This is a genomic window from Pseudoalteromonas sp. 20-92, assembly GCF_030847595.1.
Taxonomy (GTDB): Bacteria; Pseudomonadota; Gammaproteobacteria; order Enterobacterales; family Alteromonadaceae; genus Pseudoalteromonas; species Pseudoalteromonas fuliginea.
The window spans coordinates 35,577-48,795 of sequence record NZ_JANJGQ010000015.1; the positions used below are offsets into that span (position 1 = coordinate 35,577).

10 protein-coding genes and 2 pseudogenes are annotated in these 13,219 nt (G+C 39.6%); 5 read left to right on the top strand and 7 right to left on the bottom strand.

From position 1 onward, the window contains the following. The first annotated feature begins 207 nt into the window (after positions 1–207). Together NRL14_RS13325 and NRL14_RS13330 are read left to right on the top strand one after the other, a co-directional pair. Positions 208–591: a hypothetical protein gene (locus NRL14_RS13325; RefSeq protein ID WP_306724853.1), complete on the top strand. Its 384-nt coding sequence runs from the start codon at positions 208–210 to the stop codon at positions 589–591. Positions 592–680: 89 nt separating this feature from the next. Next, positions 681–932: a hypothetical protein gene (locus NRL14_RS13330; RefSeq protein ID WP_306724854.1), complete on the top strand. Its 252-nt coding sequence runs from the start codon at positions 681–683 to the stop codon at positions 930–932. A gap of 28 nt (positions 933–960) precedes the next feature. On the opposite strand, the pseudogene NRL14_RS13335 reads toward NRL14_RS13330, so the two are convergent. Further along, positions 961–1,191, bottom strand: a pseudogene (locus tag NRL14_RS13335) (IS110 family transposase); the annotation flags it as partial. Between the two features lie 695 nt (positions 1,192–1,886). On the opposite strand from NRL14_RS13335, the gene NRL14_RS13340 reads away from it, so the two are divergent. Together NRL14_RS13340 and NRL14_RS13345 are read left to right on the top strand one after the other, a co-directional pair. After that, positions 1,887–2,240, top strand: coding sequence for a MerR family transcriptional regulator (locus NRL14_RS13340; RefSeq protein WP_306724855.1), 354 nt, complete (start codon positions 1,887–1,889; stop codon positions 2,238–2,240). 60 nt (positions 2,241–2,300) lie between these two features. Next, positions 2,301–3,110, top strand: a complete 810-nt coding sequence (locus NRL14_RS13345) for an SDR family oxidoreductase (RefSeq protein WP_007377192.1) — start codon at positions 2,301–2,303, stop codon at positions 3,108–3,110. 39 nt (positions 3,111–3,149) lie between these two features. On the opposite strand, the pseudogene NRL14_RS13350 reads toward NRL14_RS13345, so the two are convergent. Then, positions 3,150–3,323: pseudogene (locus NRL14_RS13350) on the bottom strand (IS110 family transposase); the annotation flags it as partial. Positions 3,324–3,385: 62 nt separating this feature from the next. Beyond that, positions 3,386–4,288, bottom strand: a complete 903-nt coding sequence (locus NRL14_RS13355) for a LysR family transcriptional regulator (RefSeq protein WP_008134514.1) — start codon at positions 4,286–4,288, stop codon at positions 3,386–3,388. A 130-nt stretch (positions 4,289–4,418) separates the two neighbouring features. Here NRL14_RS13355 and NRL14_RS13360 point away from each other — a divergent pair, with 130 nt between their 5' ends. After that, a complete protein-coding gene (locus tag NRL14_RS13360) occupies positions 4,419–5,177 on the top strand; it encodes an SDR family NAD(P)-dependent oxidoreductase (RefSeq protein ID WP_306724856.1) in 759 nt (252 codons plus the stop codon). Between the two features lie 245 nt (positions 5,178–5,422). On the opposite strand, the gene NRL14_RS13365 is transcribed toward NRL14_RS13360, so the two are convergent. The 4 genes from NRL14_RS13365 to NRL14_RS13380 all read right to left on the bottom strand — a co-directional run bounded on the left by NRL14_RS13365 (position 5,423) and on the right by NRL14_RS13380 (position 13,009). Further along, positions 5,423–8,356 (bottom strand): TonB-dependent receptor, encoded by a 2,934-nt coding sequence (locus NRL14_RS13365; protein WP_306724857.1) that lies wholly within the window; start codon positions 8,354–8,356, stop codon positions 5,423–5,425. Positions 8,357–8,421: 65 nt separating this feature from the next. Next, positions 8,422–11,082, bottom strand: a complete 2,661-nt coding sequence (locus NRL14_RS13370) for a glycoside hydrolase family 16 protein (protein ID WP_306724858.1) — start codon at positions 11,080–11,082, stop codon at positions 8,422–8,424. Between the two features lie 222 nt (positions 11,083–11,304). Beyond that, positions 11,305–12,276 carry a hypothetical protein gene (locus NRL14_RS13375; RefSeq protein WP_149613774.1) on the bottom strand — a complete coding sequence of 324 codons (972 nt, stop codon included), beginning with the start codon at positions 12,274–12,276 and terminating at the stop codon, positions 11,305–11,307. A 25-nt stretch (positions 12,277–12,301) separates the two neighbouring features. After that, positions 12,302–13,009: a hypothetical protein gene (locus NRL14_RS13380; RefSeq protein WP_033032225.1), complete on the bottom strand. Its 708-nt coding sequence runs from the start codon at positions 13,007–13,009 to the stop codon at positions 12,302–12,304. Positions 13,010–13,219: the final 210 nt, after the last annotated feature.

Below are 13,219 nucleotides of genomic sequence, written 5' to 3' on the forward strand. Positions count from 1 at the left end.
TATCGACAACAATTTATGTTTTGTCTGATATTACTGATCTGCACCATTTTGGTGTATTACAGCATTAATAGAAATCTACTTATAGTTAACTAATTGTTTACAGATGGTTATTTGCTGGCTAAGATAAACGCATTGTAATATATGGACATTTGTCGGTTTATAAAGCGACAAATGTCGTAGACAAAATTGTTAGCTGTCTAGGAAACTATGGAAGCAATATTCAAGAAAACTGAAGGTGATTATCTCGAAGCCACATTAATAATAGATGGCCAAGAAATTATAGCTATGGACGAATTTGGTGGTAGCGAACTTAAATCTGGGGATACTGTTGATATTGAACTATCTGTAGGGCTCGCGTACGAAGATGAAGAGCAAAACTCTATGCTAAACAGCAATATAGATGGCACAAAAAGATTAGAGCATCAACGAGGTTGGTCATATCGAGCATTTGGGGTTGTAACCAGCATAGAAAATGAAACATTAATAGATGTTGGTTTATGTGAATTGGCTGCACCATTTGAAACTACAATCACAGGTGAGGGTATCGCTTTTACCATAACTAGGCTTGATGCGTATGCAGCTAACAAGTAAAGGCAGTCGGAAAACCAAAAGCTACGTTTCACTGCGCTTTTGTTTTCCGCTGCTTTAGGCGTTATGTAGCACGCATAAAAGGACGTTTAGTGGAAGACTGGGAAGTTTATAAAATATCAATCGAGGGGCAAAAGTTAATGCTTAATGGTATTAATATTTGGGCTCACGATTGGAAGTACCTTGATTTAAAGCCTTTCAAAGCTCCACATCCTGCTCACCCAAGCCAGATGCATAAATATAAAATATGGTGTATCGAGGTAGGTAGCAAAAAAGCAGTTTTTGCTGCCTCAGAATTAAGTAATATGGTGTGGGGGTTCTACACCCCGAAAGTAGCTACATAACAACACGCCCTGAGGTGGACAGCAAGCGCTAAAGCTCACTTTCCACCGCAAATTTTAACAGCGGTGATCCCTTACTTTTCAATGCCGTTAAGTAAGTTGATTCATCGTAGGGCGTATGTGTCTTCCAGCACCTAAATAGGATTCGTATCCACTTAAATGCCAATGATCTGATGATGGTATTATGGGGTTTTCCTTTGGCTTCTTGCTGCCGATAATATGCTTTTGCCCAAAATGAATAGCGCACAGATAATCCTGCCCATCTACAGGCTCGGTATATTTTAAGGATAAAAAATTGAGTCTTGGAAGGTGGGATGACGCAATACTCAAAAGCCTCTTATTTGTGGGAATAGGTATTGCTATCTGGGCTTTATTTACTGGTTTAGCACTATCATCAGTAAACGACCTTTTAGGGTTGGTTGTTACATTTTTACTATATGTGGGTGTTTATCTGTTTATTTCTATCGTAGGTTGGTTAGTAATTGGGTTTCCACTTCATTTTTTAATAAGCAAATACACAAATCGTTCCTATTTATATTATGCTGCTATACCAATGGCGTTTGTTCTACCGTCCTTGTTTTGTAAAGGTTCATTGTTGTTTGGTCTCGCAGCACTATTTCAAGCCTTAATATTTCGTTTTTACGTTTACAAAAAAATATACCAAACGCATCAAACCTGATTCCGCAAGCAGGCCGGTTTTTTGCAAAACACGGCGCAAAAAAGCGTCCAACCTGCTCCGCTGTTTATGTGGGCGTTATAACCCTTTTTAGTGGGGTGGCCGTGTTTAGAGGATTAGGTCAATGGAAAAACTCATTGAAGCCTGCTCACCAAGTTTACTCTCAAACGGGCTAATAACAGCTGGCTATTGTTCGTGCTTCACACATTTCAGCCAACGTTCTTTAGCCGTTTAATGTAAGCATTAGACGATTATCTATTCCATCACTCATAAGGATTACTATGTTAATAGGTCGTGTTTCTGAATTGACTGGAGCAACTCGAAAAGCTATTCGGTACTATGAGTCAATTGGTTTGATAACGCTTCCAAATAGAAAAGGTAGCTACCGTATTTATAGTAATCATGATGTTATGGTTATAAGTATGATTTGTCGTGCTAAAACCCTTGGGTTTAGCCTCGGTGAAATCAAGGATATAGTGTCTAAAAAAACGGAGGAAAAGAAACTTCCTATTGATTTGATTCACCTACTTATAGATAAAAAAATATCACTTTTAAAACGAGAGATTGACGAGATTTTGCTGAAAAATGAGAATTTGAAGCAATTTAAAATAGATTTAGTTAAAGAATTCACTTGACCTTCCCCTCAAGGGAAAGGCTTACAGTTAACTGATAATTAACTCATAGGATGATTTATAGTGAAAAAGCTGAATTTAGAAAACACAAATATATTAATTACGGGCGCATCTTCAGGCATCGGGAAAGAGTTTGCTAAACAACTCGCTAGCAAAGGAGCTAATTTAATCCTAACAGCCAGAACGCATAGCGATCTAATAAGTTTAGCGCAAGAGTTAGAGCGTGAACATAGGAACATTTGGATTAAAACTATTCCCGCCGATTTAAGTGAACTAAATGGCCCTAAAAAATTATTTGAACAAATAAATGATTTAGGCTTGTCAGTTGATTATTTGATTAATAATGCTGGTTTTGGAAAATTTTGTGAGTTTTCTGGTGAGAGTTTTGAAACTTATCATAAAATGTTGATGTTAAATGTTAATGCATTAGTTGAACTTACTCATTTATGTTTGCCTGCAATGGTAAATAAAAATAGCGGCGGAATTATTAATGTAGCATCTATTGGTTCTTTTCAACCTTTACCATACCAGACTGTTTATGGTGCATCTAAAGCTTTTGTATTAAGTTTTTCAGAGGCTCTTACCGGAGAATTATTAGATAAGAATATTCGCGTCATGGCCTTGTGCCCCGGTACTACAGAGTCTCGTTTTATGGAAAATGCTAATGCTGATACATCCAATATGAACTTGGCTCCTGCAAGCAAGGTAGTTAAATCTGCGCTCGCGGCTTACGAAAAAAATAGAATGTATACAGTATCGGGTAAGATTAATTACGTAGTCTCTTTAATACCTCGATTATTTTCACGTAAAAGGACAGTCAAAATAGTTGTTAGCATGTTTAAGGACAATGTACTGGGAAAAAGCTTAGTTTAAGGTTCATATAAGGACATGCCTTGAGGTGGACAGCAAGCACTAAAACTCACTTTCCACCGCAAATTTTAATAGTGGTGAACCCTTGCTTTTCAATACAGTTAAGTAAGTTGATTTATCGTAGGGCGTATGTGTTTTTAAACACCTAAACAGTATTCGTATCCACTTAAATGCTAATGTTCTGATGATGCTATTATGGGGTTTTCCTTTACTTCTTGCTGCCAACTATCGTGGCTAAGTAACGATGCTTTAGCGCAAAATGAATAACGCACAGATTATTACTTTGTAAAGACGCTCAATTGTTCTTCAAGCCAAAGCATAAATGCACTTACGCGCTTGGGTAGGTGGTGCCTATTTGGGTACAAAATATTGATTGGTAGGTCGGGCATCGCGTATTGAGGCAAAACTTGTATAAGTTCGCCAGATTCAAGGTATTTACTTATACCGTGAATAGGTGATTGAATAAGCCCGAAACCACTCAGTACTGCGCTTAAATATGCCTCTGAGGAGTTAACAGTAAGCTGGCTTTTCATCGTTATTGATTGCAATTGATTATTGCTATCTAAATATTCGAAACCCGGATCAGGGATACCAAGTGTTTGACTGTAGCGAACAATGTAATGATTTTTTAAATCGTTAAGAGTTTTAGGTAAACCATGATTTTTTACATAATAACGGCTTACGCAATTTAAAACTTTAAAGCTGCCCAAACGTCGTGCAATTAACGATGAGTCGGTAAGTTCGCCCACTCTTACTACGCAATCAAATCCTTCTTTAATGACATCTACTCGTCTATCGGAGCTGCCAAGTTCTATTTCAAGATTTGGGTGCATTTTTAAAAACGAACTTAAGTTTGGAATGATGGTATCTCGACTAACAGCTTGTGGCATATCTACACGTATTCGGCCTGTTAAACCTTTATCCTCACTTACAAATAAATTTTTTAAATCGTCAGCGTCGCTGATAATTCCTAGTGCACGTTGATAAAATAGCTCACCGTCTGAAGTCATATTTACAGTGCGTGTAGTACGGTGTAATAAACGCGTATTTAATGTACTTTCAAGCATGGTTACTGCTTGCGATACACTTGACTTAGGAAGATTTAAGCTTGTTGCTGCTTTAGAAAAACTACTGAGTTGCGCTACTTTAATAAAAATACGTATTGCGTTTAGGTCTTTCATAACACTGTTTATTGTTCGTTTATTTTGAACAGTGTAACTCTTTTCAGCCTGTTTATCTTTGTTGCTTGAAAAAATATACTGGCTTGGAAGTTATTTAACTCCCCGCTTTTATTTTCAACAGGATATAACAATGAACAAACGAATTGCAGTGATCACCGGTGGTAATCGTGGGCTTGGTAAAAGCACGGTGCTTTGCCTTGCAAAGCAAAATATCGATTGCATTTTTACTTACCGTCGTCATGAAAAAGAAGCAAAAGAGGTTGTAAAGCAAGTACAGGAGCTAGGCTCTAAAGCGGTTGCATTGCAATTAGATGTAAGTGATATGCTCGGCTTTGAGGATTTTGCACAACAACTACAAAATGTCCTGCAGACTCATTGGCAACAAAGTGAGTTTGATTACTTAATTAATAATGCAGGGGTGGGGCTTACTAGCAGTTTTGCAGACACAAGTGAATCAACTTTTGATACGTTAATAAATATTAACTTAAGGGGAGTATTTTTTGTTACCCAAACATTGTTACCCTTTATAAAAAACGGTGGTCGTATTATTAATTTATCAAGTGGTTTAACGCGTTTTTCATTACCCGGTCATATTACTTATGCAATGACCAAAGGTGCAATAGAAGTAATGACAAGGTATTTAGCTCAAGAACTTGCACCTAAAAATATTACGGTAAATGTTGTAGCCCCTGGTGCAATTGAAACCGACTTTGGTAATGGTGTCGTTCGTGATAACGATGAAGTAAATGCGTTTATTACATCACAAACGGCAATGGGCAGAGTTGGTGTAACAGACGATATAGGACCTATGATTGCTAACTTATTAGCGGAAGAAAACCGTTGGATGACAGGCCAACGACTTGAGGTATCGGGCGGTATGTATATGTAATCATACCAAGCGGCATGAATCTTTGAGTAATTTAGTGAATTAAACTTCACTATAACGTCGTCTAAATTTTTATTTAGAACAACTAGGTACAAAAATTTTTGCCTAGTTATAGCGTAATTTTCTTAACGTTAAATAGTCCCCATATATAAACAGATTGGTATCACTTATTAAAAAATTATAACTTTAGACAATAAAAAACCGCTCAGTGAGCGGTTTTTTTGCATTTTTTACTAAAGGAAATTTAGTTAGAACGTGTAACGTGCACCAATTGAGTAACGAGGACCGTATTGATTAGCAAATAAGAACTGCTCTTCGTAACGTCCGTAGCCTTCTTCGGTTGCATTGTTTAAGTTTATGCCATCAAAAAATACCGTTACGTTTTCGTTTACATCGTAGTTAACGCTCATATCCCATTGGCCATACGCTTTAGCATATTGCGGAGGCGCATCAGCTGAACCTTGCGCTTGGCCTACACCAATTAGGTATGAGTCGCGCCATGCGTAAGTAATTTTCACTGATAGGCCGTCTTTTTCGTAAAAACCTTGAAAGTTAGCTGAGTCACTTAAGCCTGTAAGTGGTGCTTGTTGATCAAGGCTTTCGCTATCAAATTCAACGTCGCCATCTACAAATGTTGCGTTAACACCTACACCAAAACCAGTTTCGCCAATTAAGTGCTGAACAGCTACTTCAAAACCATCTACCGATTTACTGTCGGTGTTTTGTGGTTGGCTAATATTCCATGTAATTAGCGGATCGTCGCTGTTTGGCTCAATAACGCCATTTGCATTGCCGTAACCGCTGGCAATCATTTGTGCAAAAATAGCGTCGGTTGTTGCTTGCTCTCCACGTGATTCAATATCGCTTACGGCTTGTAAGTAACGAGGGCCGTTTAAAACATCGTACAAGCCATCAATAGTGGTTTGCGTAATGGTGGTTTGAATAAAGTTATCAACATCTTTTTTAAAGTAACCAACAGACGCGTAGCTGCCTTCTGCGTAGTAATACTCAAGTGATAAATCAAGGTTTGTTGATTCAAACGGCAATAAGTTTGTATTACCTTGACTACCTGTGCGAGAACCTGGTTTTGGGCTGCCTGTTAAGCTGCGGCCACCGGCTAAATTACCTAGTGGTGCACGCGACATTGTTTTACCCCAAGATACGCGGGCTACTACGTCTTCAGTTAAATCAACACTTACGTCGATTGAAGGCAGTAAAACATCGTAATCACCTTGTTGCTCTAAGAAGTTATCATCGCCGCCAGCAGCGTATTGCATGATCCACTCAGAAGCGCTGATCCAATTAACTTGATCTTCAACGCGTTGACGTACAGTACTGGTTACGTCTGTTTGCTCATAACGTAGGCCTGCATTGACTTTTACGTAGTAGTTACTTACGTCAAATTCCCAGCTTGATTGAACATAAAAGCTATTAGTGATTTCTTCTACGTAGCTTTCGCTGTCAATACCATCCAGATAGGCATTAGCTGCGTATGCATCTGAGCCTGTTACATCTGCTGTTAAATAAGCAATTTGGCGTGCAACAGCTTCATCAAAGTCATACGTGTAGTAGTAATTAGGTTGTAAGTCGCTACCGCCGCCAGCAAATTGATCTAAAAGACCCGATGTATCGTGACGGGTAAACATGCTATCTGGGAATATTTCTGTATACGACGGGTTAAAACCAGGGCCACCTACTAAACCACTCCACGCGGTGTAACCACCGGTGTTTTGCTCAGTACGTGATGCGCCAAATTTAACTTTAACTAAACCAATGTCGTAGCTTTCGTTATACCACGTAGTATGTAGTTGTAACTGTTCAATGTTTGACTCACCCGGTGAGTGAGTAAACTGACTAAAGTTTGAGTCAATTTCGCCTGGTGTTAGTTCGCTTGTGCCGTTTAACCAGTTAACTTGAGCACTTGGAATATCGCCTGTGCGGTAATCGTAAATTTTATTAGCAAGCTGATCTGAGCCCAAAATCACTTGGCCGGTACTGCCTAGCCCGTCATCGGCGCCGTTGTCAGTCTCATTTTTAGAGTCGTGGTAATCAAGCTCTACGTGCCATGTGTCGTTAATTTCCCAATCAAGATTTAAACCAAGTGAGCGTGCTTTTACTTCTGTAGTACCTTTATTGGCTGTGAATGACGCATCGTTACCGCTAATATCAGCATAAACAGCTGTACCATTTTCATCTAGTTCGTAGCCATTAATATTGCTACCAAAGTCGTTCCAAATACCCCAACCAATACTCTGAGAACCTGTTACAGCTTTACTTGCGGTGTAATCAAGTGTTGCTACAAAGCCATCTACCGGTGCGTATTGAAAAGTAACTTGCCCATTTGTACGTTCACGTTCTACATCTTCAATAGAGTAGTTCATGTCTTTAGGGAAGTAGTAGTTACCAGCAGGGTCTGTGCGGTTATCAACGACGTTGCTGCTATCTAATTCAGGTAAGTCTACGTTTGCCTGCCAGCCTTGAATATTGGCACTTTGTTTTTGAAAGTCACGCTCTTGGTGCGAAAATGAAAAACCAAAACCAAAAGTGTCATCTACAAAAGTATTGCTATAAACCGTAGAAAACTCTGGTGTTACGTTATCACCAGCTTCGTTTGACGAGTCGTGGTTTGCTTTAACGGTTGCTGAAAAGTTTTGACCCGGCTTTTGAAAAGGGCGTGCAGTAGAAATATTTACCGTTGCACCTAAACCACCGCTTGGCACGTCTGCACGTGCTGTTTTAAATACTTCAAGCGCACTTACGCCTTCAGAGGCGATGTTTTCAAGGTTATACGAACGTGTATAACCTGTGCCCGGCATTTGGCGACCATTTAAGGTAATTAAGTTAAACTCAGGACCAAAACCACGTACTGTAATTTGACTACCTTCACCGTTTGCACGACTTACCGATACACCGGTAATACGTTGTAATGATTCTGCTAAATTGGTATCTGGGAATTTACCCATTTCTTCAGATGAAATGGCATCTACAATGCCAGAAGAGTCGCGTTTCATATCCATAGAACGAATAAGTGAACCACGAATACCTTTTACTTCAATAACTTCTACATCAGATGAAACGCTTGTTTCTGCTTCTGCCGCAATAGCTGTGTTTAATGTGCTTGCAGCAATGATGAGAGACACAGAAGCCGCAAGTTGGCTCTTTTTAAAATTAAATGTGTTCATAATAGCTCTGCTTTATAAAATGTTGTTGTGTAGCAATAGGCGCTAAGCGCCTATTGGTGTGTGTTTTATGGATTTGCAATAATCACGTTGTCTATACGGTAAAGCGCGCCATCGCCCATGTCCCAGCTAGGAAAAACCATAATTACGTTTAATGCGCTAATGTCTAAGCCTGCATCAAACAATTGCTGAAGAGGGAAGGTGTATGTTTGCCATTCGCCCGTTACAGGTGCCTGGCCTTCAACACTGCTTGATAAAGCAAGCTCTACGGCACTCGATGTACCAATTGATTCAATTTTAAATAGCCATTGTGCGTCAATATCTGAAGGGGCTGATACAACTTTCATATCAAATCGAACTACACCATTTTCAAGTATTGCAGAGGCATCAAACGATACGTCTTCATCAGCAATAAAGCCCATTACTGTAGCAGTAGAACCAATGCTAAATTGCGCTACTGCGCCATGCGCGTCATCATCGGTTTCTGTTGTTGGTGTAGAGCCACCACAACAATCCCAAATACTCCACTGCTCGGCCGCTGCATCTTTAAATAAAGTAAGCTCACCCGTTGCAGCTGGCGCTGCATTTGGATTATAAATTTTAACGTTATCTACACGGTAAACAGAGCCTTCACCTGCACCCCACGCTGGGAAAATCATTAATACATCTATAGTACTTACATCTAAGCCAGCAGCTGCAAGATCAGAAAGTTTAAATGTATATGTTTGCCACTCGCCAGTAACTGGTGCTACGCCTTCAACACTTGCCGTTAATTCAAGCTCTACTGCAGAATCGCCGCCATTCGACTCAACTTTAAATAACCACGGTGTAGCTGGATCGCTAGGAGTAGAGGTTACTTTTAAATCAAATTGAATAACGCCTTCATCTAAAATGCTACTAGCGTCAAACGATTCGCCTGCGCCACCTGACGATGTGCGGCTATTAAAGCCCATCACAGTAGGCTCTGCACCAATGCTAAACTCTGCAGTTAGACCATGTTCTTCATCATCCATAGCTTCAACAGGGGTTGAGCCACCACAACAATCCCACATTGGCCATGCTAGATTTTGCTCATCAGTAAAAATAGTAAGTTCAGGTGATACGCCTAAGTTATCTTGAGTAATCTCAACATCGTCAATTAAATAAACTGCGCCTTCACCTGCGCCCCATGCTGGAAACACCATGATCACATCAATTGCACTGATATCTAAATCTGCAGCTTCTAAATCTTTTAGTAAAAATGTATAAGTTTGCCATTGGCCAACAACAGGGCTTACGCCTTCAACACTGTCTGTAATCGGCATTTCTACTGCGCTAGAACCTTCATTACTTTCAAGTTTTACAAGCCAAGCTGCATCAGGAGTGCCTGGTGCATTTGTTACTTTCATTTTAAAACGAACGTAACCTTCATCCAACATTGGAGATGCATCAAACGGGCTGGCTTTTCCTGCTTCGTTAGTAATGAAAATCTCACGGCTAATAAAGCCCATTACAGTGGGTTCTGCACCTACTACAAATTCAACTACATCACCTTGGGTTTCATCTGCAACAATAGCGGGAGTAGAACCACCACAACAATCCCATGCAGGCCAATTTGGATTAAATGACTCACCAAAAATAGTCAGTGGTGTTGCAATGCCTGTCGAAGGTGGGCTAGGAATCGGTGCATCGCCTTCAAGCAAAGCATCGTCTAAGCTATTGTAACCTGGGCGAATAGTTTCACAGCCTTTACCTGTTTCAGGGTTTGATGCACATTGATAAACACGTACGTAATCAATAGCAAAGGTTTGGCCGTTTTCAAATGCGCTAGCATCTATACCTAGATCATTAACGTTTTCAGGCCAGTCGCCGCCTACTGCTAGGTTTAGCAATAAGTGAAAGTCTTTATCAAATGGTGCGCTATCCCAGTGAGTTTCAAGCTCGCCAGAACCTTGCTCAAAATATTCAGCAAACCAGCCACGGTGTTTTAGACCTACAGCCTCACCACTTGCATTAGTACGAACTTCTGATTGACGCTGAGTTGCATAAAGGTAACCGTCTACGTACCAACGAATTTCACCTTCTTGCCATTCAACAGCATACGTATGGAAATCATCTGCCGGATTAGTATCTTCAGGGAATTTAAATTCTTTGCCCGTAGAGCTGTTATCTGGCCACGCGCGTCCGTAATGAAGTGTGCCGTGAATACTAGATTCTATTCCGCCGTCTTCATCTGGTGTTTTAAGGTTTACTGATTCTAAAACATCTATTTCACCAGAACGAGGCCAAGTGCCGTAAACTTCATCAGTTGGCAGCATCCAAAATGCTGGCCAGCTACCTTGTCCTGATGGAAGTTTGGCGCGCACTTCAAAGCGACCATACGTAAAGTCAGCGTTGTAACGCGTATTTAAGCGCGCTGAAGTGTAAGGTTTTTCTGCACCTTCTTCAGCGGGTAGGGCAACAATGTTTAACACACCGTCTGCAATAAATGCATTTTGCTCGCTGTCGGTGTAACACTGTTTCTCGTTGTTACCACCGCCATTGCAGTTTAATTCATAGTTCCATTTGTTTGTATCAATGGCTGAGCCTTCAAACTCGTCGCTCCAAACCATTTGCCAATCTGATACTGGCTCAGAGGCATCTACATTTTCAAAATTTGATTTAGTGGCAGAGTCACCACCACAGCCAGCTAACGTAACTAAAGAGATAGCGGCAAGTAAACGTGTAATGTGCGTTGTTTCAATGTTCATAACTGAACCCCGGTTTCAACAGATTATTGTCAGATTAATTGTTTTTTGAGCTTTGTTTTTCATGCTGTAAGCGCTTACATTTTAGATTGTGTTTTGTAAGCGCTTACAAATGATATTGTGGAGTGACGAATTGGTCAACTTATTTGTCTAATTTATTTACAATTAGTTTACGGTAAGGCCTATGCAAAAAATCTAATTAACTTGAACTGAGATTAATGAATATCATTGTTGGTTAACCCAAGGCCCACTATAAACCTTGTTTTTATCGCTATAACACTGCAAAGCTTTTCTTTTTACTGTACTGGGCTCTTCCCTAGACAATACTCTTGTTATAGACAGCGCTTGCAGAGCTAAAGTTGTATTGTTCAGAGCTTGTTTGCTAGAAGCGCCAACCCACATTATTGTTTCCTCATTCCCTTGAATAAGCACTTCAATACGTTGTGGTTGGCCCTCAAAATCGGCGCGTTGAATAAGGTAGTCTTTGTTTTTAGTAATACTTCCTACACTGGTGATATTAAATAGTGGAGTTTGAGTAGGGTTTAGTATGTAAATTATGACCTGATGGTGCTGAATTTGTAAAACAACTGACTGGGAAATTTTATTTTCTAATGTTAGGTGATACCAACCTCTATTAATAAGGCCAAGATAGTGTTGGTATTTTTCAACTATATATCGTTTTCCGCCTGTAACAATATGTCGAATAGGTAGATTCGGGCTAGGAGATTCTATTGCCGTGCTGAGTAAAAAACACTCTATTTGTCCACCGTTACCACTGGTAATCGACAGCGAAATTGTCGATGTATCGTTACCTGAAACTAAAATTAGTGATGCATCGCCTTGTTTGTTTTCTGAGCCTGGAATTGTCATTTTTTTTGGCGCTTGCTGATTACTCCAATTTACATCTAGGAAAACGTTTCTGTCATTTTTGGACGTATTGTATATAAGTACACAGTAAATACGTTTAGGAAATAAAGAAGTACAGGTTATAGTTTGTCCTTCACAGAGCTCTACTCTCTCTCCTATACTCCAGCTATTTGAATTTTCTGGGTTACTTATTGCCTTGCTATAAAAAGAGGGAATGAGGGTAGATGTAAATAAGCTTAAGGAAAGTTTAATAAACTTTCTTCGCGCTTTAAGTTTTTGATTACTTTGTAATGGTTCAGGAGAAGATGTTTTAAATTTCATATTATTCATCGACTCCTGTTACATTAAAGCTAACTTAAATGTACTGAGCAACTATGGTTGAGTCAGACGAATTTTGCTGACTATCAGCATTCATCCATACTTTTTGCTGACCATTACCTTGGCCTTGGTAAGTGATCGTTTGTGGTTGCCCTTGTGGTTTAACAACTTCATAGCTTGAACCTTCAGCTACAGTACCTGTAGGTACGATTATATTACTTGGGTCGCCCACAGGGTTATTTATAAATACTTTTGCATGGTTCTCTGAAAACTGAACAGAGATAAATTGAGTTTGTGGACTATTGAGCGTCAACTGATACCAACGTGACTCCGGTACTGCGTAGTATCTAGCGCGTTTATTAAATTGTTGCAGCTCACCATTGAATGGTAATTGCATGTTTTCGATGCCTGATGTATTGGTTGGCATACCAACACTACCGATCCATGCATCAATTTTTGCGCCACTTTGATGGCTCACAATCGACACATTAGCGGTTTGTGTATCGTTTCCTGAAATAAGGGCTAAAGCCGCTAGACCATTATTTCCTGTTGTTCCTGGGACATTGACAGTCTTAGGGGGGTGGCCGTTACCTATATTTACGGACACTGGGATATTTTGGTCTTCCCCTGAAGCATTATATAAAAATACAGCGTAAAGCTGTCCTGCCTTTAGGTTTTCGCACTGCGCTGTATCGCCACCTGTAAGTTGAATAGAACGTCCGTCATTCCAAGTAATTGTACTCATAGCTCTTATCTCCAATATAATAAATTAAAGTTCTAAGTACCAAAGTGAGCAATCGTTGCTCAATACATCAGGTTCGATAAGAGTAGTTATATTTAGCAATAATAATTATTACACTTTATTACGCTCGTTTTAGAAGGTTAAATTTTAATATTTTATAGCCCTAATAAAATATGTGTGTTGCCATTATTTGCCTTTTTATTCAATAATACG